This window comes from Streptomyces sp. 796.1, assembly GCF_047525675.1.
Classification (GTDB): domain Bacteria; phylum Actinomycetota; class Actinomycetes; order Streptomycetales; family Streptomycetaceae; genus Streptomyces.
In genome coordinates this window covers 51,441-74,489 of record NZ_JBLIWA010000017.1, presented here as the reverse complement: position 1 = coordinate 74,489, position 23,049 = coordinate 51,441, and the positions used below count along the sequence as shown (strand labels likewise).

18 protein-coding genes are annotated in these 23,049 nt (G+C 74.4%); 8 read left to right on the top strand and 10 right to left on the bottom strand.

All coding sequences use genetic code 11. From position 1 onward, the window contains the following. Positions 1-55 precede the first annotated feature (55 nt). Positions 56-1,114, top strand: coding sequence for a cupin domain-containing protein (locus ACMA1D_RS13700; RefSeq protein WP_414724215.1), 1,059 nt, complete (start codon positions 56-58; stop codon positions 1,112-1,114). Positions 1,115-1,270: 156 nt separating this feature from the next. Here the strand turns inward: ACMA1D_RS13700 and ACMA1D_RS13695 are convergent, their stop codons facing one another. Then, the gene (locus ACMA1D_RS13695; protein ID WP_414724214.1) at positions 1,271-2,479 is read right to left on the bottom strand and encodes a YncE family protein; all 1,209 of its coding nucleotides are present in this window, start codon (positions 2,477-2,479) and stop codon (positions 1,271-1,273) included. 122 nt (positions 2,480-2,601) lie between these two features. Beyond that, positions 2,602-3,048, bottom strand: coding sequence for an NUDIX hydrolase (locus ACMA1D_RS13690; protein ID WP_414724213.1), 447 nt, complete (start codon positions 3,046-3,048; stop codon positions 2,602-2,604). Between the two features lie 774 nt (positions 3,049-3,822). Between ACMA1D_RS13690 and ACMA1D_RS13685 the strand changes: the two genes are divergently transcribed. Continuing rightward, positions 3,823-4,509 carry a BlaI/MecI/CopY family transcriptional regulator gene (locus tag ACMA1D_RS13685; protein ID WP_414724212.1) on the top strand — a complete coding sequence of 229 codons (687 nt, stop codon included), beginning with the start codon at positions 3,823-3,825 and terminating at the stop codon, positions 4,507-4,509. A 337-nt stretch (positions 4,510-4,846) separates the two neighbouring features. On the opposite strand, the gene ACMA1D_RS13680 is transcribed toward ACMA1D_RS13685, so the two are convergent. The 3 genes from ACMA1D_RS13680 to ACMA1D_RS13670 all read right to left on the bottom strand — a co-directional run bounded on the left by ACMA1D_RS13680 (position 4,847) and on the right by ACMA1D_RS13670 (position 6,939). After that, positions 4,847-5,188, bottom strand: a complete 342-nt coding sequence (locus ACMA1D_RS13680; RefSeq protein ID WP_414724211.1) for a DUF5713 family protein — start codon at positions 5,186-5,188, stop codon at positions 4,847-4,849. A 100-nt stretch (positions 5,189-5,288) separates the two neighbouring features. Continuing rightward, complete coding sequence (locus ACMA1D_RS13675) at positions 5,289-6,107, bottom strand: SAM-dependent methyltransferase (protein WP_414724210.1); 819 nt, start codon at positions 6,105-6,107, stop codon at positions 5,289-5,291. Positions 6,108-6,120: 13 nt separating this feature from the next. After that, positions 6,121-6,939, bottom strand: a complete 819-nt coding sequence (locus tag ACMA1D_RS13670; protein ID WP_414724209.1) for a DUF5753 domain-containing protein — start codon at positions 6,937-6,939, stop codon at positions 6,121-6,123. A gap of 243 nt (positions 6,940-7,182) precedes the next feature. Between ACMA1D_RS13670 and ACMA1D_RS13665 the strand changes: the two genes are divergently transcribed. Together ACMA1D_RS13665 and ACMA1D_RS13660 are read left to right on the top strand one after the other, a co-directional pair. Next, a complete protein-coding gene (locus ACMA1D_RS13665) occupies positions 7,183-7,575 on the top strand; it encodes an ATP-binding protein (protein WP_414724208.1) in 393 nt (130 codons plus the stop codon). Then, complete coding sequence (locus tag ACMA1D_RS13660; protein ID WP_414724207.1) at positions 7,572-7,841, top strand: hypothetical protein; 270 nt, start codon at positions 7,572-7,574, stop codon at positions 7,839-7,841. Before ACMA1D_RS13665 ends, ACMA1D_RS13660 begins: the two co-directional genes overlap by 4 nt. A 193-nt stretch (positions 7,842-8,034) precedes the next feature. On the opposite strand, the gene ACMA1D_RS13655 is transcribed toward ACMA1D_RS13660, so the two are convergent. Further along, a complete protein-coding gene (locus ACMA1D_RS13655; RefSeq protein WP_414724206.1) occupies positions 8,035-8,868 on the bottom strand; it encodes a class I SAM-dependent methyltransferase in 834 nt (277 codons plus the stop codon). Positions 8,869-8,943: 75 nt separating this feature from the next. On the opposite strand from ACMA1D_RS13655, the gene ACMA1D_RS13650 reads away from it, so the two are divergent. Continuing rightward, the gene (locus tag ACMA1D_RS13650; protein WP_414724205.1) at positions 8,944-9,543 is read left to right on the top strand and encodes a TetR/AcrR family transcriptional regulator; all 600 of its coding nucleotides are present in this window, start codon (positions 8,944-8,946) and stop codon (positions 9,541-9,543) included. Between the two features lie 99 nt (positions 9,544-9,642). On the opposite strand, the gene ACMA1D_RS13645 is transcribed toward ACMA1D_RS13650, so the two are convergent. From ACMA1D_RS13645 to ACMA1D_RS13635, 3 genes are all read right to left on the bottom strand, one after another. Next, a complete protein-coding gene (locus ACMA1D_RS13645; protein ID WP_414724204.1) occupies positions 9,643-11,754 on the bottom strand; it encodes a protein kinase domain-containing protein in 2,112 nt (703 codons plus the stop codon). Between the two features lie 249 nt (positions 11,755-12,003). Next, positions 12,004-14,175, bottom strand: coding sequence for a protein kinase domain-containing protein (locus tag ACMA1D_RS13640; protein ID WP_414724203.1), 2,172 nt, complete (start codon positions 14,173-14,175; stop codon positions 12,004-12,006). 4 nt (positions 14,176-14,179) lie between these two features. Next, positions 14,180-15,046: a serine/threonine protein kinase gene (locus ACMA1D_RS13635; RefSeq protein WP_414724202.1), complete on the bottom strand. Its 867-nt coding sequence runs from the start codon at positions 15,044-15,046 to the stop codon at positions 14,180-14,182. Positions 15,047-15,872: 826 nt separating this feature from the next. Between ACMA1D_RS13635 and ACMA1D_RS13630 the strand changes: the two genes are divergently transcribed. Next, positions 15,873-16,754, top strand: coding sequence for a DUF4157 domain-containing protein (locus tag ACMA1D_RS13630; protein ID WP_414724201.1), 882 nt, complete (start codon positions 15,873-15,875; stop codon positions 16,752-16,754). A 367-nt stretch (positions 16,755-17,121) separates the two neighbouring features. Here the strand turns inward: ACMA1D_RS13630 and ACMA1D_RS13625 are convergent, their stop codons facing one another. Next, on the bottom strand, positions 17,122-18,588 hold the full coding sequence (locus ACMA1D_RS13625) for a hypothetical protein (protein ID WP_414724200.1): 1,467 nt from the start codon (positions 18,586-18,588) through the stop codon (positions 17,122-17,124). Between the two features lie 223 nt (positions 18,589-18,811). On the opposite strand from ACMA1D_RS13625, the gene ACMA1D_RS13620 reads away from it, so the two are divergent. Together ACMA1D_RS13620 and ACMA1D_RS13615 are read left to right on the top strand one after the other, a co-directional pair. After that, complete coding sequence (locus ACMA1D_RS13620) at positions 18,812-19,450, top strand: helix-turn-helix transcriptional regulator (protein WP_414724199.1); 639 nt, start codon at positions 18,812-18,814, stop codon at positions 19,448-19,450. Positions 19,451-20,133: 683 nt separating this feature from the next. Then, a complete protein-coding gene (locus ACMA1D_RS13615; RefSeq protein ID WP_414724198.1) occupies positions 20,134-23,028 on the top strand; it encodes an HYR domain-containing protein in 2,895 nt (964 codons plus the stop codon). Positions 23,029-23,049: the final 21 nt, after the last annotated feature.

Below are 23,049 nucleotides of genomic sequence, written 5' to 3'. Positions count from 1 at the left end.
GCTTGAGGATGGCTGTTTCTCCGGGGTAGATGTCCGTGCGTCTAAACTTGCGGCCGTGGATGACGCGCTTTCCCGACTGCTGCACGATGTCCGCCCGCACGGGGTGTTGCTCGACGAGTCCGTCCTCAACCCGCCGTGGTCGCTGCGTTTCGCCGAGGGGGCCCCGCTGAGCCTGGTGGTGGCGTTGCGGGGGTCGGCCTGGGTGACGCCGGAGGGCGGCGCGCCGGTGCGGCTGCCCACCGCTTCCGTGGTCATCGTGCGCGGCCCCGAGCCGTACGCCATCGCCGACGGTCCGGACACCGCACCGCTGGCCGTCGTGCACGGGGCGGATCGGTGCACCACGCCCGACGGCAGGCCCGCGGTGGACGGGCCGCTGCCGATGTGTGGTGACGGGGCCCGCCCGGAGGGCGCCACCGTGCTGCTCAAGGCCACCTATCAGGTGCGGGGCAGCGTCACCGAGCGGGTGCTGGCCGCGTTGCCGCGGATCGCGCTGGTGCCGGCGCCGCCCGAGGGCTGTCCCACCTTCGACATGATCAGCCGCGAGTTGCGCCGGAGCGCCCCCGGGCAGCAGGTCGTGTTGGACCGGCTGCTCGACCTGCTGCTCGTGGCCAGCCTGCGGGAGTGGTTCGAGCTCTCGGACACGCACACGCCGACCTGGTACCGGGCTCACCGCGATCCGGTGGTCGGCCCCGTGCTGCGGCTGATGCACGACGATCCGGCCCGGCCGTGGACGGTGGCCGGGCTCGCCGCCGAGGCCAGCACCTCGCGCGCCACCTTCGCACAGCGCTTCACCGAACTCGTCGGGCAGCCGCCGATGACGTACCTCACGGAGTGGCGCATCCGTACCGCCGCCGACCTGTTGACGCGTACGGAGGACACGGTGGAGGCGGTGGCGCGCCGGGTGGGTTACTCCAATGCGTACGCGTTGAGCGTCGCCTTCAAGCGCACCCTCGGGGTCCGGCCGAGCGAGCACCGCGCGCGCTCCCGCGGCGCCGCGGAGGCGACGGGCAGGGTGGGGGTGGCTGGCGCGGTGGGGGCCGACGGTGCGGTGGGAGTGGCTGGCGCGGTGGGGATGGCTGACTTGGTCGCCACCGCCTCGCCGGTGGGGGCCTGACGGGTGAGGGCCTGACGGGTGCGCGGGCGCCCGGCCCGACCTCGGGTGGAGGTGGCGGGCCGGGCGGCTCGGCTCGGGTCGCTCAGCTTGGGTGGGTTGGCTGGGATGAGTTGGCTGGGATGAGTTGGTTGGGGCCTGCCGTGGTGGCGGACGGGGTCAGGAGCGGCCGGTGGCAGGGGCGGGAAGCAGGATCGAGGAGTCGGGCTCGCCGTCGACCGCGAACCCGCCGGTGGTGCAGCGCCGTTCCAGGTCGACGAGGGTGACCCGGCCGGTGTCCAGTTCGCTGACGTAGGCGAGGGGGCGGTGCGGGTGGAGGGAGAGCGCCGACGGCAATCCGGCCAGCGCGATCGTCGCCAGCGGGCGCAGGGCCGGGTCGAGCAGGGTGAGGGTGCGCCGGACGATGTCGGTGACCAGCAGCAGCCCGGGCGCGGCGGGCCCGGCCGCGTAGACGCGCAGCGGGTCGCCGCCCGCCGTGTCGTACGAACCGGTCACGGCGAGGGTCGTGGCGTCCAGCGCGACCACCGTGCCGTTGCCACGCACGCCGACGTAGAGGGTGCGACCGTCGGCGGACAGGCAGCATCCCTCGGGCCGCGGTCCGGGGGTGGCCACCACCGGCGGCACCATCGGGTCGTGCGGGTGGAGGAGGCTGACGGTGCCGGAGTCGAGCCCGGTGACGTACGCCCGCTCGCCGTCGGGGCTGACGGTGAGCAGATGGGTCTTGGCGCCGCCGGTCGGCAGGGTGCGGGACGGCGCGGTGGCAGTGCGCGGCTCGTCGTAACCCAGGAGGACCGCATCGGTCTCGGGCAGGGCGTAGAGACGGTCGTGCCGGTCGATGGCGAGCCCGTGGATACGGCGGAACGGATCGGTCGGCAGCGTGCGCACCAACTGCCGGGCGCGCAGGTCGACCATCCACACGCCGGTGCCGCCGGGTCCGGGGTCGCCGGACATGCGGACGCCGTAGTGCCCGACGTAGGCGTAGCGGCGGGCGGCGTCCGCGACCACCTCGTGCGGGTAGTGCTCCAACGGTATGCGGGCCAGCAGCTCGCCGGACGCCGTGTCGTGGAAGGCGAGGCCGTGGCCGCTCTTCTGGACGACGGCCAGCACGTCGCCGGTGGGTGTGGGGTGGCGACGGGCCGGGTGGGTGGTCGCTCTGGTGGGGGTGGCGGGGGCCGGTGCGGGCCCGCTGGCGTGGGCCGGCCAGGAGGCGAGGGCCGCGGCGCCGGCCGCCAGGCCACCGCCGAGCAGGGCGCGCCGGGCGAGCCTGGCGCTGCCGATCCGTTCCGGTGCGGCAGGTGGGGCCGCGGTGGGTGTCGTCTGCGGTGCGTGGGGGGTGTCGGTTGTTGCCGCCTGGGCGTTCGGTCGCATGTTGGTTCCGATCTGGGTGGGCGACGTGGGGTCAGGATCGGGGCCGGTGATGCCCGTGGTGCGGTTCTTCCTTGGGGACGCGGGTTCGGCGTCCGCGCGTTGCGTGGGGCGGGAAGTGAGTGTCAGGGGCGGGTGGCGTAGCGCGGGTCGATGTGGCCGAGCCAGGCGTCCTGGTCGTCGGCGAGCGGGTGGGTGAGGGGCAGGGGTTGGAAGCGGCAGGCGAACACGAGGCCGGCATCGCCCCCGCCGCCGCGCACCCGGTGGGTCCACGCGTCGGGTGCGGTGGCCGGCGCCTGGAGGTGGAAGTACGTGGTACGGCGCGGCTGTTGGGTTTCGGGGTGGGGCTTGTCCTCCACCGTGAGCGGTTGTCGGACGGTGGCACCGTCAAGGCCGGTCTCCTCAACCACCTCCCGGAGCACGGCGGCGGCCAGCGACTCCCCCGGCAGCACACCACCGGCCGGCACCTGGGTGCCGGCCGCTGCCATGCCGACGTGGTCGAACACCAGGAGTTCGGGGGTGCCGCGCCGCCGCAGCACGTATCCGGCCACCCGGATGCGAGGTAGTGTCACCCCGCAATTCTGCGCCGTGAGCCGCAGAGTATGCGCAGCGCACCAGCAATGCACCGGCGGCGCCCCGCTCGGCAGGGTGGCTGGCTGGGTGACGCGGGCAGCGGGGCCGGGTGGGACGGGGTGGGAGGACGCGGAGTGAAGTGGGTGGGCGGGAGCTGGGTTGACCGCGGGGCGCGTACGACCATCGGGGCGTACCAGGCGCGTGAGAACCAGGCACACCGGTCCCAGCCTGTCCGGTCCCAGCCTGCCCGACCCCATCGCGTCGGCCCCTTCGCATCGCGCAGAAGCGTCGCGCAGTCGAGCAATCGGGCAGTGGCGGGCCGGCCGACCGGTGGCCGGTCTGTCCGCGTCGTACGAGGTCATCGCACGGGTGGTCGTACGAGGTCACCGCGCGGGTGTGGACGGGTTCGGCCGGGGCGTCGGCCGGGTGGGGTGGCGAGAGGCTGGCGTGCGGGGCGGTGGTCGGGGGCTGGCTGGCGGGGCCGGGCCCGGCACAAGGGCGGACAGCCACCCGAACCGGTGATGCCGAACAGGTGCGTGGCTTCCGTGATGTGACGCGCTCACACCCTGTCTGGTGAGTGGCACAACCCTCGTCCGAACGCCGCCAAACCCGCAGTACGCAGGGCAGATGCGCGCGCAGCGGGGTCGTGCGGGGCCACCGACAGGCCGGTCAAGTAACCTCACTCCCCAGCCTGAGACATGCAAACAGGGGCGCACAACGGGCTTTCATGAGTAGCATCCAGGGCCAACATCCCCCAAAGCACAGGAGAACGTGTGTCAGCCAAGAGTCGGAAGAGCGCGACCCCTGCCACCTTCAACCCGTCCGCCTCGGTGGAGTCCGTGTTGCGGCACATGGACGAGCAGCGCGCGGAGCTGGTCGACCAACTCGCCGAGCTCCAGAACCGACTGGAGCAGTTGGACTCGTCAAAGGCCCTCCTGCTCACCTACATCGGCTCGTCCGACGGTGCGTCGCAGGCGCCGGAGGGTTCCGCTGAGAAGGCAGATGAGCCGCAGGCTGCTGCGGCCACCGCGACCGTGCCGGGCGCGCGGCGCGCCGCGTCGTCCACCGCTCGGCGCACCGGGACGCGCACGGCGCGTTCGGGTGCGGCGGGTCGGGGCAAGTCGCGGAAGAAGTCCCCTGCGTCGAAGGCCGGTTCGCCGGCGCGGGGTCGGCGCGGCCAGGTGATCGTGGACTACCTGGCCGAGCACGGTGAGCCGCGGTCGGCGACCGAGGTGACCGCCACGTTGCAGGAGCGCCACCCGGAAGAGGAGTGGAGTCGGGCCGGGGTGCGCGAGAGCCTGGAGCACCTGGTTTCGAAGAACCAGGCCCAGCGCACCACCCAGGGCCGCTCGGTGTTCTACTCGGCCGCCGCCAGTGGTGCCGCTGTGGCCGACGCCGCTGCGGACGACGACGCCGAATCGGCGGGCGATGCCTCGGCGGACGCCACGGCCACGTCCTGACCCGCCGGCGGCCGAGCCGCGACCGCACCAGCGCAGCGAGCGAGCTGACATCTCGCTCGCTGCGCTGGTGTGTGGGTGGGGCTGGTGTGCGGGTGGGGCAGCGGTCGCGAGCGCTGCCGGGGCCCGGCCGTGCCGGTGGGTGTGGGTCAGACGGGCGGGAAGCCGGCGTCTCGACGCGACGTCACCGGCGCTGGTGGCCGGTGGGCGGGTCCGCTGGCCGACGGACCGGCCGGCGGGCGGCCCGGCCACCGGGGCGTGACCTGTCGCCGCACCCCCGACGGTGGGGCCGGTGGCCGGCGTCGCCGCGCACTGCGGGGCGGCCGGCCGACCGGTTGCCTCACCACTCCCGGGGCGCGATCAGCTCCTCGACGTCCGCGCTCGGGAATCCGTACGTCTCGGCGACGAACCAGAAGTCCCCGGCTATCTCTTCCCGCGCGGTCGTCTCGAACTCGCTGTCTGCCTCGTCGAACTCCGCCTCAAGGTCGTTGAACTCCTCCGTCGCCGCGTGCGTCAGCACGTACAGCGCCGGCAGGTCGGCCGGCCGCTCCGTCTCGATCCGCTCGCACAGCCGCACCAGGATCGCCTTGCCCTTGTCGACCAGGTGGTCGGGGAAGTACTCGTCCTCGTACAGCCCGTGCAAGAACGAGTGCTGGGCAGCCTGGGGGTGGGTGACGGCCATGTTGTGCTCCTGTTGCGGCCTCGGGTGGATCTGACACCGTCAGCATGCACCCCACCACTGACAATCGGCGGCGCCCGCGGGCCCCGCGGGCCCGGCCGGGTCACGGGATGCGGGCGACGGCCCCGTACCCGATGCCGGAGCGGGCCGGCAGGGTGTCGCTGTCGGGGCGCCAGTCGGGCATCAGCACCAGCCCCGGGTCGACCATCTCCAGGCCGTCGAAGAAGTGGCCGATCTGCTCCCGGTTGCGCAGGGTGAAGGGGATGACGCCGGGTTGCTCGTTGTACTGCTGCTCGGAGGCGACGACCGCGTCCGACGTGGGGGCCGAGTGGCCGATGATGAGGTGGCTGCCGGTGGGTACGGCGGCCACGAACTCCCGCACCAGCCGGTAGACCTCGGCGTGGTCCTCGATCAGCCCCAGACTGTCGGAGAAGATCAGCGCGATCGGCTGGGTGAAGTCCAGCGTCTCGCCGGCCAGGCGCAGCACGTCGGCGGTGTCGCGCATGTCCGCGATGAAGCAGGCGGTGCGCCCCTCCGGGGTGCTGTCCAGGTACGCCTGCTGGTACATGCTCACCATCAGGTCGTTGTCGACGTAGACGACGCGGGCGTCGGGCTGGTGCCGCTGGGCTATCTGGTGGACGTTGGGCTCGGCGGGCAGCCCCGCGCCCAGGTCCAGGAACTGGCGCACCCCGGCCTCGCGGGCGGCCCAGCGCACGGTGCGCCACAGGAACTCCCGGCCGGCCAGGGCGATCTCGCTCACCTCGGGGAGCTGTGCGATGACCGCCTCGGCCGCCTGCCGGTCCGCCGGGTACCAGTACTTGCCGCCGAGCATGTAGTTCCAGAACCGCGCCGGGTGTGCCACGGTCGGGTCCACTCCGGTGGGCGGGTGCGGGCGTCCGGCGGGTGTGACGTGGTTGGTCATCGGTAGTGCTCCTTCAAGGGGTCGTTGGGGCGATGAGGTCGGGCAGCGGGGCCTTGCGGAAGCCCGCCGCGGCCGAGGCGGCGTCCAGTCGTTGACGCCAGGTGGCGACCTGCTCGGGCGCCTCGATGATGGTGGTCCCGCCGGGCAGGTCGAGCAGGATCTGGTCACCGATCTCGTCCACGTCGAGCCGGAGCAGCCGGACCGGCGGTGCGCCGGTCATCGGGTGCCAACCGGCCGTCAGCGGCAGGATCTGGAAGGTGACCCTGGGGCGCGTCATGGTGCGCTCCAGGGCCTGGTGCTGGGCGCGCATCACCTCGGGCGGGCCGATGGCGGTGTACAGGGCGGCGGCCGAGACGACGGCCCAGAGCCTGGCTTGGCGCCGGCGCAGCCGCTGTTGGCGTTCGGCGACGAGTTCCACCGCCAGGTCGAGTTCGTCCGCGGTGTGGTTGGGGTTGCGGGCGCGGTAGAGGGCGGCGGTGTACTCCGGGATCTGGAGCAGGTCGGGGACGAGGCCGGGGTGCCAGACGCGGACCAGGGAAGCGGCGCTCTCCAGCGCGACCCACTCCTGGTAGTCGCGGGTCATCACGGGCCGGTAGCGCTGGTGCCACCAGCCTGGCCTGGCGGCCGTTGCTGCCTGTTCCACCAGGCGTTCCCGCTCGGCGAGCGGGATTCCGTACAGGGTCAGGAGTTGTTCGATGAGCCCGAGGTCGATGGAGGTCTTGGCCTCTTCGAGGCGCCAGACGGTGGTGTGGGCGACGCCGGCCGCCTCGGCCGCCTGGGCGACGCTGCGGCCGACCTCCTCGCGCACTCTGCGCAGCCGTTTCGCCACCACGCGGTGTTCCAGCGTGGGGCTGGGTCGTGGCCGCTGCGGCACATCTTCCTCCCCGTTCCGGGTCGCCGCCGCCCCTGGGAAGGGAGGCGCTCAGGAGTATCAGATTCCTGATTGACACATATTGCCAAGCGTGCAAACTGCGCGCATGGTGAGAGTATGAGCTATCGCTTACCAGAGGAACCCCCTCCGCGACACCCCGGCCAGGCCGCCGGTGCGTGCCGTAGCTGGATACCCGCGGAGCCCATGGGGCCGGCCATCGCCCGCCGGCAGGTCCGGGCGGCGCTGGAGCACTGGGGGTCGGACGAGCGCACCATCGAACATGCGGCGCTCCTGGTCAGCGAGTTGGTCACCAATGCGGTGGAACACGGCAGGCACCGCGGCCGGTTGCGCATGGTGTGGTGTCACGTCCGCCGCACGTCGGACGGGATTCGGCTGGGCGTCTGGGGCCCGCCGGGTGACACGGTGCCGCGTCCGCGCCGCCCGCTGGAGGACGCCGGGGACCTGACCGCGCTGGCGGAGTCGGGCCGTGGGTTGCTCATCGTGGACGCGTTGGCGAAGCGGTGGGGCACCCGTCGCGGGCGGGTCAGCCGTGAGGTGTGGGCGCTGCTCCCCGAGCCGGAAGGGGCCCGCTCGTGACGGACCCCTACGCCGCCGAGGTCGAGCGCGCGACCCGGGACCTGTGCGACGCGTTGGAGCGCCTTGAGGCGCTGGGGCAGGCGCCCTACCCGGTGGGCGATCCCAGTGGCCGCGGCCGGCCGCCTGCCGTCGCCGGCTGGGGCGAGCGGGGCATCCTGCTCCCCCGGGAGTCCCTGGTCTGGTCACCGCCGAGCGGCGCTCCTGGCGAGCCCGGCATGTGGATGCGCTGGCCGCACGAGTGGACGGCGCCCCGGGACCGGCTGTGAGCCGCGGGGCGCCGGCCTGGGTGGACCGGCACGGCGACCGGGCCGGATGCCGTACGGTACGGGCCGGCTCGGCGGGCCCGGTCGGGCAGGTCCGGCCGCACGCGCCGGGTCGGGCGACCGCGGCCAGCCAGGCTCGGCCGGAACGCACCAGACCCAACCCACCAGGTCAGACGTGCCTGGCCAGACGCACCCGTCAAGCCCGCCCGGTTGCTGCGGCGGTCCGTACGGCGGTCAGTGCCACGGTCGTGTAGTGCACGGTCATCGACCCGCCGAGCGCGTCGATGGCGGCCCCCACCTCCCGTACCACCTCGGCCTGTCGTTCCGCGTCGAGGGTGGTGAGGGTGCCGTGGGTGGGGAGTTGGTCCAGCCAGGCGGCGCGGTCGTAGGGCTGGTCCCACTCCGTGCGCCACTGTTCTGCGGGGGCGAAGCCACCGGCCTGCCGCAGGCCGTCGATCGCCTTGTCGGTCAGCGCCCGGTAGGCGTGCTGGGCCGGGGTGCCCACGGCGAAGGAGGTGTCGGGGGCGACGCGCTGGTAGGCGGTGGCGAAGGCGTCCGTCACCTCGGGCGGTGGCTGCATCACGTTCCACAGCGCGGCCAGCCGACCGCCGGGGCGCAGCACCCGGGCCGCCTTGGCCGCGCCCGCCACCGGGTCCACCCAGTGCCATGCCTGGCCCGCGACGACCACGTCGAAGGAGGTACCGGCCGGGTCCCAGTCCTCCAGCGTGGCGACCTCGACCGGCACGCCCGACCTGCGGGCCAGGGCCGCCATGCGGGCGTCGGGTTCGACGCCGGTGACGGTGCAGCCGGCCGCTTGTAGTTGGCGGGCGAGGATGCCGGTGCCACAGCCGACGTCGAGCACCGTGCGGCCCGGGCCGTGGTCGATGATCCGGGCCAGTAACTCGGTGGGGTAACGCGGCCTGGTGCGGTCGTAGCGCTCGACGTCGATGCCGAACGACTCGGCCACGGAGCGGAGTTCGTGGGGCTGGGGCCGGGGGCCCGGGGCGCGCCCCGGCGGTATGGTGGGCATACGCCCACTATTAGTGGGCACTTGCCCACTCGTCAAGCGGCGGGTGGGCCCGATCGAGCGAGGGAGCACTGCACCGTGCCTACCGGAGTGGCACTCCACGACGTCCGGGAGCGACTGTTCGAGGCGGCCGGGCGCATCCTGGCCCGGGGCGGGCCGAGCGCGCTGACCAGCCGTGCCGTCACCGAGGAGGCCGGCTGCGCCAAGGGCGTGCTGCACCGGCACTTCGCCGACTTCGACGCCTTCCTCGCCGCCTTGGTGGGCGAGCGGATCGACGGGCTCGCCGGGCGGACGGCCGAGTTGCGGCGGACGGCCGGGGCCGGAAGCGTCACCGACAACCTGACGGACGCGCTCACCGCGCTGTTCACCCCGGTGGCCGTGGCCATGGTGGGGTTGGTGACTTCGCGCGACGCGTTGCGCGCCCGGCTGCGGTCGACGACTCCGGTCGGCATTCCGCTGCTCACCGAGGCCACCGGGGTGGTCGCCGACTACCTCGCCGCGGAGCGCGCACTGGGGCGCATCGCCGACGACGCCGCACTCGACGTACTGGCTCCCACCCTGATCGGCACCGGGCACCTGCTCTTCGCCGACCGCAACGGCGCCCCGCCCGAGCCCGCGGCCGTCCGACGGGCCGTGCACGCGGTCCTCGCCGGAGCGCTCCGCGAACCGGACGCGTAGCGGGCGCGCCCGGGCTCGGCGAGATGGCGCCAGGAGTACGCCCCTCGCGGGCAGTTGGTCCTTTCGTGCAGGCCGCTTGACGGTGGGGCGGAACGGGGGTCAGTACACCGGCAGGGCCAGGAGGGAGCCGGCGTTGAGGACGAAGAGGCGGTTCCCCTCGCCCGCCAGCGTGCGGTTCGGCCCACCGGTGAGCGGATAGGTCTGGGCCGCGGTGGGGCTGGGGCCGAGCCTGGGCAGACCGCTCACCCCGGTGTCACCGCTCTCCACCACCCAGACGCTGCCGGCCTGCACCACGGGTGGCTGCCAGGGCGGCGCGACCCCGACGACGAACGCCGCGGCGTGCGCCTCTTCCCCGTCAGGCCGCAGGAACCGCAGCGCCTCGCTGTCCAGGGCGTACAACAGCCCGCCCACGACGGTGGGTGGGCCCCAGCCGTACGCGCCGCGCCGTACGGGCCCCAACGGTTCGCGGCTCCACACCTCCTTTCCGTCGCTCGCCCGCAGTGCGGCCAGGGTGTGTCCGCCGACGAAGACCGTGCCGCCGTCGACGGCCGGGGCGAGCGCTGCTGCTGCCTGCCCGCGGCGGACCCACGCCTTGGCCCCGGTGCGGGTGTGCAGCGCGAGGACGTCGCCGGTGACCGTGCACAGGACCAGCAACCCCGCGCCGAGTACGGCCACCGGCCGGCCGCCGGTCAGCGTGAGCGGTGGGGTGCGGGTCCACCGTTCACGGGCGTCGGCCGTGGTCAGACAGCGCACCGCGCCCTCGTCCGTGAGCACGTAGAGGTGGTCCGCGTCGGCGGCGAGCAGCGTGCTGGCCGCGGCGTCGGCGCTCCAGCGGGGCGAGCCGGTGGCGGCCACGTAGGTGTGGACGGTGCCGTCCCGGTCCGCGGTGGCCACCAGGCGGTCGGCGATCGACAGATAGCCCGCGTCGGCGTGCGCCTCGCCGGCCCGCCAGCGTGCGGCACCGTCGGTGACCTGGCGGGCCGCGACGCCACCGCCGGCCGCGGCGAAGACCACCACGTCACGCACCGGCAGCGGGCGCGGCGAGGTCGGTTCCGCCACCCCGGGCAGCGGCCCCCACAGGGGGCGGGGCGTGCCGTCCGACGGGCCCGGGGTCGCCGGCCGCGGCCGGACGGCCTGCGGTACGTCGAAGGGGTCGGCCGCCCCGTCGCGGCCGGGCCGGCCACCGGTGAACCACCAGGCGGTGCCGCCCGCCCCCGTCGCCAACAAGGCGCCGGCGGCGAGCGTGCCCAGCAGGCGCCTGCGGGACGCGGCCGGGGCGGCCGGGGTCGTGGGTGGCCGACCCGGGGGCGGTCCCGCGGCGCCCGGATCGTGAACCAGGCGCCGGGCCGCCGCCTCGTGGTCACGGATGTCGTCGGCCAACGGGCCGACCTGCCAAGGGAGTTCGGCGCCGCGGGGCGGGTCCGCCGCGGCCTGGAGCTGGTGGGGCAGCGGCCGGTCGGCCGGGTCCTTGGCCAGACAGGGCCGGATCAGGTCGCGCAGCGGCGCCGGGACCGCGTCCAGGTCGGGTTCGCCGTGCACCACCTCGTACAGCACGCCCGCCGCCATACCGCCGGGGTGGGCCGGGCGGCCGGCGGCGGCGAAGGCGAGCACGGCGCCGAGCGCGAACACGTCGGCGGCCGGCCCGGTGCGCCGGCCCAGGACCTGCTCGGGGGCGCCGTAGCCGGGGGTGGCCGGGATCTGTCCGGTGTGGGTGAGGGTCAGGCCGTGCTCGGGGCGGGCGATGCCGAAGTCGATGATGCGCGGGCCGTGCGAGGTGAGGATGACGTTGCCCGGCTTCAGGTCGCGGTGGACCAGCCCCGCACGGTGGATGTCGCCGAGGGTGCGGGCCAGGGAGTGCGCCACCTGTCGGCACGCAGCCTCGCCGAGCGGCCCGTACCGGCGCACCGCTTCGGCGAGGGTGGGGCCCGCCAGGTACTCGGTGGCGATCCACGGCCGGCCCGACTCCACGTCGGCGGCCCGCACCCGGGCCACCCCGTCGCTGGTGACCGCGCGGGCGGTCAGCGCCTCGCGCACGAAGCGCCGGGCGAGGTCGCCCTCCCCCACCAGCTCGGGCAGCAGCATCTTCACCGCGGCGACCCTTCCCTGCGCGTCGTGCCCCAGGTACACCCGTCCCATGCCTCCCGTGCCGAGCACGCCGACGACGCGGTAGGGACCGAGGCGCAGCGGGTCGTGGGGGCCGAGCGGTTTCACGCGGACTCCTTGGCGGTGGGTGGTTGGCAGGTGGGCTGAGGTGGGTGGGTGGTAGGTCGGAGGACGGGTTGGCGCGGTGGTTGGGTGGCTCGGGGTGGGTGGGTTGCTGGCTGGCTCGGGGGTGCCTCGGGGTGGGTGGGTGTCCGTTGCGGGGCCGGGCGGTGGCTGCGGAAGTGGCCTGGGTGGGGCTGCCCGTACGGCGCGTGGTCGAGCGACGGGGCGTCTGGGGCGCCCGGGCCGGGTGGGGGTTCAGAGCAGCGGGAGGGCGAACGTCTCGTGCTGTTCGCGGAGGTAGAGCCTGCCGCGGGCGGGGTCGGCGGTGAGCACCGTCGCATCGGTCTCGTACGTCCATACCGCCCGGTGCGTACGCCGGTCGACCGCGCGCAACCCCCGGTCATCGAGGCCGTAGAGGTACTTGGCACCGGCCACGGGCGGCGCCTCACGGTTCAGGTGCCGGCCCGTCAGCCCCTCCTCCATCCAGTTGAGGGTGCCGGTGAGGGCGTCGATGGCGGCGATCCCGCGGTCGCCCTCGGTGCAGTAGATGACGCCTTCGTGCACGGTCGGCGCCCCGTACCTGCGGGTCTGGCCCGCGTTGTCGCCGACGTCACGCAGGTCGCCGAATCGCCAGCGCAGATCGCCTTCGGTGATGCGCCGGGCGTCGATGACCGCGTCGCCGAGGTACACGTGGCGCGCGTCGTGCACGGGCCTGGCGGGCGGCTGGCCTTCGTAGTCCTCGGTGTGCAGCCACTCCTGCCGACCGTCGGCGACGGCGTGTACGGACAGGTCGACGGCGTTTTCGTAGACCGCCGGGCGGTGGAGCACCAGGTGGTCACCGCTGATCGCGGCGCCGAGCACGGGCCTGACGTCCGGGGCCGGCGGCGCGGCCAGCGGCCGGCGCCAGTACTCGCGGCGGCTGCGCAGGTCGACGGCGAGCAGGTACCAGCGGTTGCCCGCCGCGGTGCGGGCCGCAAGGTAGGCGCGGCTGCCCGCCACGCACAGGAGTTGGTTACGCGCCTCGCGGCCGTCCAGATCGGCCCGCTCCAGCAATGGTTCGCCCAGCTCGCCTCGGGTGGGGTCGACCTCGGCCAGTACCAGCTCGGTGCCCTCGTCCGCCTCGCGCAGCGCGTAGACGACCGTGCCGTCGGTGGCCCAGCGCCAGGCTTCGGAGACCTTCGACTGCCAGGTGCCCTCGCCGCTCTCGGGGTTGACGCCGGCCAGGACGATGCCCGCCGGCATCACCAGACCCCGCCGGGTGGGCACGATGTCGCCCTCGGTGTCGGGGCGCCGGCCGGTGAAGGTCCACAGCCGGTCGGGAGGCCGCTGCCGGGTCGCGGTGCGGGTACGGGTCGGGCGCGCGGCGGGTGCCCGACCCCCCTCGCCCCACCGGGCCCAGGCCGCGCCACCGGCCAGCGCGGCGCCGGCGACGGCGCCCGCGCCGGCAACCGCGAGCAGCAGGCGCCGGGTGGGGCCGGGGGCGGCGGTCGGCGCGTGGGGTGGCGGCAGCTCGGCGGGCGGCGGTGGCAGTCGGTGTGGCAGTGGCTGCCACAGGGTGTCGGCGCGCCGCGCGATCTCGCCGAGGACGGCCGGCGGCAGCGCGTCGGCCAGCAGGACCGCCCCGTCGCCCGCGGCGAGTTCGGCGGCCAGCTCCGCGGTGCTGGGCCGGTCGGTCGGGTCCTTGGCCAGGCAGCGGCCGAGCAGCGGGGCCAGGCCGGGCGGCACGGCGCCGAGGTCGGGGGCGGCGTGCCGGATGCGGTAGTGGAGTTCGTCGGGCCGGCCGGTGCCGAACGGGGGATGCCCTGATGCGGCGAAGACCAACACCCCGGCCAGGGCGAACACGTCGCCGGCCGCCGTGTGTTCCAACCCCGCGGCCTGCTCGGGGGACTGGTAGGTGGGGGTGCCGAGGGTGTGGCCGAGGCCGGTGAGCGGCTGGTCGCCGATCGCGCGGGCGATACCGAAGTCGATGAGCTTGGCGCCCGTCGCGGTCACGATGACGTTGGCCGGCTTGAGGTCGCGGTGCACCGCCTCGCAGTGGTGGAGTTGGCCGAGCCCGTCGGCGAGCGCGGCACCCACCTGGCGCACCGCGCGCTCGGGCAGCACCCCGCAGAGCCGTACCGCGGCGTCGAGCTGTGGCCCGATCACGTACTCCATCGCCAGCCAGGGCTGCGGGGCGACCGGGTCGGCGTCATAGACGGTGGCGGCGTGCGGACCCTGGGTGACGCGGGCCGCGTCCGCCTCCAACCGGAAGCGGCTGCGCACCGCCGGCTGGGTGGCGAGGTGCGGGTGCAGCGTCTTGACGGCCGCGGTACGCCCGCCGGCCGTCCGGGCCAGGTAGACGGTGCCCATGCCGCCGGCGCCGATGCGGGCCAGCAGCCGGTAGGCGCCGAGGGCGTGCGGGTCGTCGTGGGTGAGAGGGGAGAGCATCGCGTCAGGGCACCTCGGTGGGAAGCCGGGCAGCGAGGGTGTGTGCCGCCTGTACGGACAGGGCCGCGACGACGCGGCCAGGAAGGGGGGCGAGCTCGGTACCGGGGGTGAGGGTTCCGTAGCCTGCCGATGACAGCAACTCGCCGACGAGCTGGGCGGGTTGGGGCCTTGCTTCGGGGTCGCGGGCGAGGCAGGCCGTGATCGGCGCGCGCAGCCCCGCGGGGATCTCGGCGCGTTCGGGCACGGCGTGCCCGGTGGCCGCGTACGCCAGGACGGCGCCGAGCGCGTACACGTCGCCCGGCTGCTCGATCGGGCCGCCGGCGAGCTGTTCCGGCGCCAGGCACTCCTGGTCGAGACCGGGCAGACCGGCCCGCGACGCCCCGGCGGGTGCCGTGGCGCGCACCGCCCCGAAGCAGCCGAGCACCGGCCCGTACGCGGTGAGCAGGACCGCTCCGGGGCTGAGTCCCGCGTGGGGCGGGCCGATGGCGTGCGTGGACGCCAGTGTCTCAGCGAGGGTGGCGCCGATGGCCCGTACCGATTCCTCGGGCAGCGGGCCCTCGTGCGCGGCGAGCGCCGCGGTCAGTGGGACGGCCGGCCGGTAGGGCGTGGCGTGCCACGGGAACGCGGCGGTGCCGCCGACCTCCCGCACCGGCCACAGCCCCGGCTGGGCCAGCTCACCGGCCCGCCGCGCCTCGGCCGCCCAGCGCACCGGGTCCACCCCGGCCGCCGGCAGGCTCACCCAGACGGAGCGCGCGCCGTCAGCGCTGCGCGCCAGGTAGCGGCGCTCGGGCGGCGTGCGGGGCCCGTGCGCCGCGTCGAGGCGGGCCAGCGTGACGTACTGCCCGATGCGCGGTGGATCATCAGTCCTCAAGCCTTCCAAGTCCTGCTCCCTCAGCCGGCGTTGGCAGGCGAGCCTACTGGGGCTCGGGTGGGAGTGGGGTGTGGGAGGGGTGTGGGTCGCCTGCCCTGGGGGCCACGGCGCGGGCCTGCGGAGGGCCCGGGGCCTGCGGCGGACCGCCGAGTAGGGTGTGTTGGCCGACGGAGGTGTGTGGCTTGGCTTTTGTGCGTGGCTGGCCTTGCGAGCGGGTCGGCTTCGCCGCCTGACCGGGCGGCCGGCTCCGCTAAGTGGTCCTTGCCCTCGCAAGGTTGGTCCGACATACGGGTTACCGGCGACCAGCGTGAACGTGTGGTCCCCGCGCCTGCGGGGCGGTCCGGCCGGGTGGCTGTCGGTCGTTTGGCTGGTGGCGCGGTCCCCGCACGTGCGGGGGTGGTCCGATCCACGGCTTGCCCGCGACGAGCGTGAAGGTGTGGTCCCCGCGCAGGCGGGGTGCCCGGCCCCAGGCGGAGTGGCCGGCCTCGGATCGCCGCATTGCGTCGCGGGGTTCCTTCTCCGTACGGGGCTCGTACGGGGTGGTTCGGGTGCAGTCCAGCACGTCGGCAACCCACCCGAGCAACCGCCGCCCGTACGCCGCTCGGCCGTCCCCGACTCTCCCTCGCGCCACGCTCCCCCACGCCCGTACGCGTACGACCCGCCCCGCGGGCCCCTGCGACTCGCAGCGCCCCGCACCGTGCCGCTGCCCGATCGGGCAAGGAGGGCTGCCCCGGTCCCGCAGCGGTGAGGCTGGACGGGGCGTGGGCGGGGCGCTCAGCCTGGAGGGGCAGGCAGATGGGGGCGGAACGTCGCGAGGGAGTCGACGATGTACGAGCACGACCACGCCAGCGACCCCGAGCACCAGCACGAACACGGTGCGGCTGCCGCGCGGCAGCCGGGTGCCGAGGCCCAGGAGCAGGCCCGTACCCCGCACGTGCTGCGGGCCGCGGTCGCCGGCCGTACCGATGTCGTCGGCCGCTCGGGCATGGCGACGTTGCAGCGCGCCGTCGGCAACAGCGCCGTGCGCGCCCTGGTGCAGCGCGCGCGGAGCGAGGAGAACGGCGACGGGGCCGATGCCGCCGAGTCCGCGGCACGGCCGCGCTCCTCCGTGCACGACGTGCTGTCTTCGGGCGGTGGCCGCTCCCTCGATGCCGAAACCCGTACGGACATGGAGGCCAGGATCGGCGCCGACTTCTCCGACGTACGGGTGCACACCGACGACGCGGCGCACGCCTCCGCGCAAGAGGTCGGCGCCCATGCGTACACCGTCGGCAACAACGTCGTCTTCCAGCGCGACGCCTACGACCCGTCGTCCCCGCAGGGGCGGACCATGCTGGCCCACGAGCTGACCCATGTGGTCCAGCAGCGTTCGGGGCCCGTCGAGGGGACCGACGCGCCGGGGGGCATCCGGGTGAGCGATCCGCAGGACCGGTTCGAGCAGGAGGCCGTCGCCAACGCCGAGCGGGTGATGGCCCAGCCGCCGGCGGCTCCGACCGCAGACACCGGGCCGACGCCCGCGCCCGTCGCCACGCCCGGGCCTGCTGTGCAACGCGCACTCGCCCCGACCGTGCAGCGCGCCGACGACGAGGGCGAGGACGAGGAACCCGCCGACGTGCAGGGCGCGTTCGTCCAGCGGGCGGCGACGAAGCCGGAGGACCTGGAGAAGCAGGAGGAGCAGGACGGGCAGGAGGAGACGCCGGGCGGGTGAGTGCCGGGTGGGTAGGTCTTGGCTGGGTGGGTTTGGGCTCGGTGGGCGCGGGCCGGGTGGGCGCAGTGCGGGTAGCGCGGGCCGGGTGGGCGCGGGTGGTCCACCGCGTCGGTGCGCGGCCCGTGCGCCGGCTCACCACCTGGGCTCCCGCCGGCGACAGCAGATGGCCGCGCTGCCGGGGCGGCACGGCCACGCGCCGCTGCTCCCTGGGTACGCCCCCGCGCTCAGTCCAGCCATCGGCCGAGCCCCACCGGGCCCGCGGGGGCCACTCCCAGCCGGCCCGGCCGGCCGCACGTCCGTCCACCACCAACTGCGCGGGCACCCACCCCAACTCCGGCCCACCCGCGCGCCGACCCCGCTCCCCCGCTCAGTTCCGCGCCGGGGCGTCCGCACTGAGCAGTCCGCCCAGGAACAGCGATTCCACGCACTGGGTGGGCCGCGGCGCCTTCACCGGCTTGCCCACCTCACGGCAGCTCACCGAGATGGTGACCTTGCTCTTCGCCGGCACCTGGATGGGGGTGACGAAGTGGTAGTCGGAGTCCCGGAAGTTCTCCAGCGCCAGGTTGAGGAGTTGCCCGTCCTGGCTGGAGACGGTCAGCGTGCCGGCGTCACCCTGCGGGTTCTGCACCACGATGTCAGTCAGCGCGAAGGTCTTGCCCGCGGGCACCGTGTACGCGTCGCGGGTCGTGGAGGACCCGCCGACGGCGTCCTGCACCTGCACCCGGGCGCTCTTCGGCGCGGCCGGGCCGCCCGGCTCCCCGGGCTTCGCACCGCCGTTGCCGGCCGGCCCGCCCTGTCCGCTGCCGCCGTTGCGACCGCCACCCTGCCCCGTGCCTGCGGTGGCGCCGGCGTTGGCCGCGCCACCGTCGGCGCCGCCGCCGGACGCGCCATCGGTCGTGCCGCCGTTCGCGCCGTTGCCGTTCGCGCCGGGGCCACCCGCGGGGTCGCCGTTCTGCCCCGGCTGGTTGCTTCCCGCGCTCCCCGCGCCCGGCCCGTTCTTCCCGTCGTCGTCCTTGATGGCGGACTCGACGGCCTCGGGCGTGATGGCCTCGCGGGCCGCGGACCGCACCGTGGGCCGCAGCAGCGCGTACCACAGCCCGGCCAGCACCCCCACCAGCAGCACCGCGACCATCACCGCGCGGGGCAGCCAGTGCGGCAGGATCGGTTGCTGCTCGTACGAGCCGTCCACCAGCACCGGTTCGCGCGGTGGTGCCGCTCCGGCGTCGGACGCGTCCCGCGGGGTGGCCACCACCTGGAACGGGTGGGTGATCGGCGCACCGCGCCAGAGCCGGTTCGTCGGGCGCACCACGAGGTGGGCGAACTTCGCCTCGCCCGGCGGGACGGTCACATCGCCCGGCTCCACGGTCACCTTGGCCCGCTCCGCGCCCTCCTGCACGGTCAGCCCGATGGCCAGCCGCGTGTTGCCCAGGTTGTCGATGGCCAGCTTGTGCCGGCCGCGCCAGGGGCTGCGCGAGGAGCGGGGCACGAGTTCGGCGGTGACCTCGGCGAACGGCAGGACGGTGATGGTCCGTTCGGGCACCTGGGTGTGCTCGGTGTCATGGGTGGGGATCACCCGCAGACCGAGCGGCGTCGGCCCGGCGGCGATCCTGGCGGTCCGCGGCGGGCGCAGTTTCAGCGTCGCGGTGCCCGAAGCACCGGGGTAGAGAGACAGCGCCGCGGGTTCTACTGTGACCCAGGCGGCGCAGGGCCCGACCACCTCGAATCGGTACTCCTCAACGGTGGTTCCCGCATTGCGCACCTGTACGGAGAGGTCTGCCTCGCCACCGGGCTGCACCGATACGGGCGAGTCGTCCAAGCTGGCCGAAACACTCATGCCCGGAAGGTACGGCGCACCGCACGGGACGGGAGTGGCCGCGCAGGAACACTTTCGGGCAGAACCGGGTTCGCTCTGAGCCATCGCGCGCTTCCCGGGGTGCGGGACGGAGCATGTCCGGGAAGGGGCGCCACAGCCGAGGGGCCACACGGAGAGCGACCTGAGTGATGGCGCGGTTCCATTTGTGTCAGGTCCATGGCAGATATGGGGGCGATGGAACGGTATGCATTCAACGACGACGGAGCGCATCCTGGTAGATCTGCGAGCGCAGGACCCCGTCTCGCAGGCGGGTGTGGCAAGTCAACTTCGCGCCAGACCCGAGGTGCGCGTCATCGATCCGAACACGGCGGAGGACGCGCAGGTGGCGATCGTGGTGGTGGACCTCATCGACGACGAGGTGTTGGGCCAGCTCCGGCAGATCCAACGGGCCGGCACCGGGCGCGGCGTGCTCATCACCACGCACATCGACGAGCAGCAGCTCGTGAGTGCGGCGGAGTGCGGTTTCATCGGGGTGATTCGGCGTACGGAGGCGACACCGGAGCGGTTGGTGCAGGTCATCGCGGCGGTGGCCAGGGGCGAGGGGCACGTGCCGGCCGACCTGCTGGGCAGTCTGCTGGCCCAGGTGGGCCGGCTCCAGGGCGAGGTACTGGGGCCGCGCGGGTTGAACTTCACCGGACTCGCGGCCCGGGAGATCGAGGTGCTGCGGCTGGTCGCCGAGGGGTACGACACCGCCGACATCGCCCTCAAGCTCGCCTACTCCGAGCGCACCATCAAGAACGTACTGCACGCCGTGATGACCCGCCTCAACCTCCGCAACCGCTCCCACGCCGTCGCCTACGCGCTACGACAGGGGCTGATCTGAGGGGCACCCCCGCACCCCCGCACCCTCGCACTCCCGCCCCAGCCGGGCGGCTCGACCCGGCGGGTCCCGCAGCCACTGGCGCGGGCGTGCCGGGTGGGTGTGCCCGAGTGGGTGTGTCAGGCGGGTGTGTACGAAGGGTGGGTGCGGTCGGCACGTGGTGGATGTGTGATGGTCGCGTGGTGGGTGTGTCGGTTCTGCGGCGCTCCGGTGGCCGGGGGTGATCACGACTTCCACCTGAACTCACCTACTGCGAGCGGCAGTTGCAGTCACAGCCACGGCCGGGATGCGGTCGAACGGATGATTCCGGCCGCGGCGTCGCGACCCGCTGCACCTTCGGGCAGCCGCCGTACCCGAAGGGCTGGCTCGCACCCCGCTGACCGGGCGGTACGCCGGGGTCAGGCTGGTGCGCGGCGCGCGGGCCGGCCCGGCCGGCGACGCGGCGGTCCGGCGGCCGAGCGGGACCGGTGTGCGACGGACAGGACAGGTAGCGGGCCGGCCGGTCCGCAGCGGCAGGGGCGGCAGGGGCATCAGGGGCGGCATCGACCGAGTGGGGTGTGCTGTGCGGGGGGCGTGAGCGCTTTCCAACGCGGACCGGGACCGACACCGCGGGGCGCGCCCGGTGGTGGCCAGCCCGCGGTACGGGCGACCCGCCGGGCAGGGCCGGACTCGCCGACCACCCCGGCGTGTTCCGCATAGCGACCCTCACCCTGACGCTGTTGCTCGCGATCAGCGTCGTACCCGGTGCCGCCGTCGACCGCGGCTCGCCCGGCCCCGGCGCCGGCATCACGCCGGCGCTCGTCGAGCGCTCACTCGATCCGGGCGGTTCGATCGAGGTGGTCAAGGAGGTGCGGACGCCCGTGGTGCCGCCGCGGCCGGACGTCGTGCTGCTCGTGGACGGCACGTACAGCATGGACGCCACCCTCACCGACTTGCGGAAGGACCTCGGCACGATCACGACCGAGGTGCGGGCCGCACAGCCCGACTCCCGGTTCGCGGTGGCCAGGTTCGGTGACCGTACCGACAAGGACCTGGTCTTCGACGTGAAGCAGGGCCTCACCCACGACCTGAAGGCCGTCGCCGACGGCGTCGACGCGCTCAAGGCCGACCTCGGCAAGGGCAGCCCCGGTCCGGCCGAGGACTGGATCAACGCCCTGTGGCGGATCGCCGGCGGGGCCGACGGGGCGACCCGGTTCCGGCCGGACGCCAGCCCGGTGGTGGTCCTGGTCGGCGACGCGTCGAGCCACGATCCGAGCGAGGGGCACACCCTGACGGAGGCGACCAACGCGCTGGTCGACGCGGGCGTACGGGTCATCGGCGTCGACGTGGCGACGTACCTGGGCGACGGGTTGAACGGCAACGGCGACAACGGCAACGGCCCCGGCCAGAACGGCGAGCCGACCCACGAACCCGACCAGGCCAGCCGCGTCATCGAGGCCACCCACGGCAGCTTGTTCCAGGGCATCGACGCCGACCAGGTGGCCGAGAAGATCACCGAGGGCCTGACCAACCTGCCCACCACCGTCAGCCACCAGCCCGCCACCTGCGACCCCGCCGTCCAGGTGCGCCTCGAACCGGCTTCACAGCAGGTGACGAGCGGCGAGGTGGCCACCTTCAAGGAGACCATCAGTCTCACCGCCGACGCACCACAGGGCAGGACGGTGGAGTGCGGCATCCAGTTCCTGCTGGACGGCAAGGTGCCCGACCCCGACTCCACGACGTACGACCGACTGTTCCGGGCCGCGGGGCAGGGGCCGGACGGCGACGCCGCGGTGGATGCGGGCGGCGGTGAGCGCGGTGCCGTCGCGGGCGTGATCGGCGGTGGGGTCGGTGGGAGTGACGGCGGCCAGAACGCCGGCCTGGTCGCGGGTGTGCTCGGCGGCCTCACCGGCTCGGCCGACGGTTGCCGTACGGGAGCCATCGCGGGCCTGGTTGCCGGTGGCGTGGGCGGCTCCGACAGCGGGCGCAACAGCGGCGGGGTGGCCGGCGTACTCGGTGGTGCCATCGCGGGCAAGAGCGGCACCTGCGACGGCCACGCACACGGCGGGGGCAGCAACGGCCAGACGCACGGCGGTACTTCGGGTGCCACGGACGGCTCCGCGCACGGTGCCACGAATGGGGACACGAGCGGGGAAACCAGTGGTGACGCCGTCGTGGGGGGCGTGCTCGGCGGCGTGATCGCCGGCACGCACGGCGGCCAACACGGTACGCAGACGGGCGGCATGCTCGGCGGCGTACTGGGCGGTGCGACCTCGACCGGGGGCGGCCACCACGGAGGCCCCGGCGGCGACCCGGGTGGTGGCGATCCCGGTGGTACTCCGGGCGGTGGTGATCCGGGCGGACCGGGTGGCCCCGGCGGCCCGGGTGGCCCAGGTGGGCCCGGCGGCCCGGGTGGCGACCAAGACGGCGATCAGGACGGTGGCGACCCGGGCGGAGACCAAGACGGCGACCAAGACGGTGGCGAGCCTGGCGGCACACCCGGCGGTGGCACACCCGGCGGAGACCAGGACGGCGACTCGGGCGGCGGCGACGACGAGCCTGGCCCCGCCCCCAACTACCGCCAGCGCATCAGCATCGAGGTCAACGACGTCACGGCACCGGAGGTCGTCGTCGACGACCGCACGGTCGACGCGACCGAAGGCAACGGCGCGCGCATCACCTTCCCGGCCGCCGCCGTCGACCAGGTGGACGGATCGCTGCCGGTCACCTGTGACCCGCCGTCGGGTTCGCTGTTCCCGGTCGGCAGGACCACGGTGACCTGCACCGCGACCGATGCGGCGGGCAACGAGGGCGCCGGCACGGCAACCTTCACCGTACTGCCGGCCCCCCAGCCACCCAACCCGCCGAACCCACCGACTCCGCCGAACCCGTCCAACCCACCCAACCCGCCGTCCAACCCACCGACCCCGCCCGAGCCGCCCCGGCCGCCCAGCGCCGACGTCGCGGTCAGTGCGGGTGTCGCCCCCGCCCGCGGCTACCCCGGCCGGCCGACCACGGCCAGCTTCGTCCTCACCAACGCCGGCCCCGACACGGCGCGCGACGTGGTCGTCGACACCACCTGGCCGCGTACCAAGAAGACGGGACAGCGCAGCGTGGCGGCCCCTTCGGCGTGCACCCGGCGCGCCCCCTGTTCGATCGTGCCCGGTGGGCGGCTGGTCGTGACCCAGACGGCCAGCTACCGCACGGCGGTCACCGGCGACGTACGGGTGTCCGTACGCGGCTCGCTCGCCGACCCGGACCAGCGCGACAACCGCGCCACGGTCCCCCTCCGCATCCTGCAACCCAAGCTCACCCTCACCCCGAAGGTGGGCACGCCGGGTCAGGTGGCCCTCGTCCGCGGCACGGACTTCCCACCCGGAGCACTGGTCTCGCTGTCCTGGAAACCCGGCATCACGCCCGCACGTTCGACCGTGACGGTGCAGGCCGACGGCACCTTCGTCGCGCAGATGCTGATCCTGCGCAAGGACCGGCTCGGCCCGCGCGAGCTGCGTGCCGAGGTACGCGGGCTCGACCGGATGAAGAAACCGTTCCTGGTGGTCCAACGGAACCTGCAACCACCGGACTTCGCCGGCCGAAGCTGACCCGGGCCGCCCGCCCCGCAC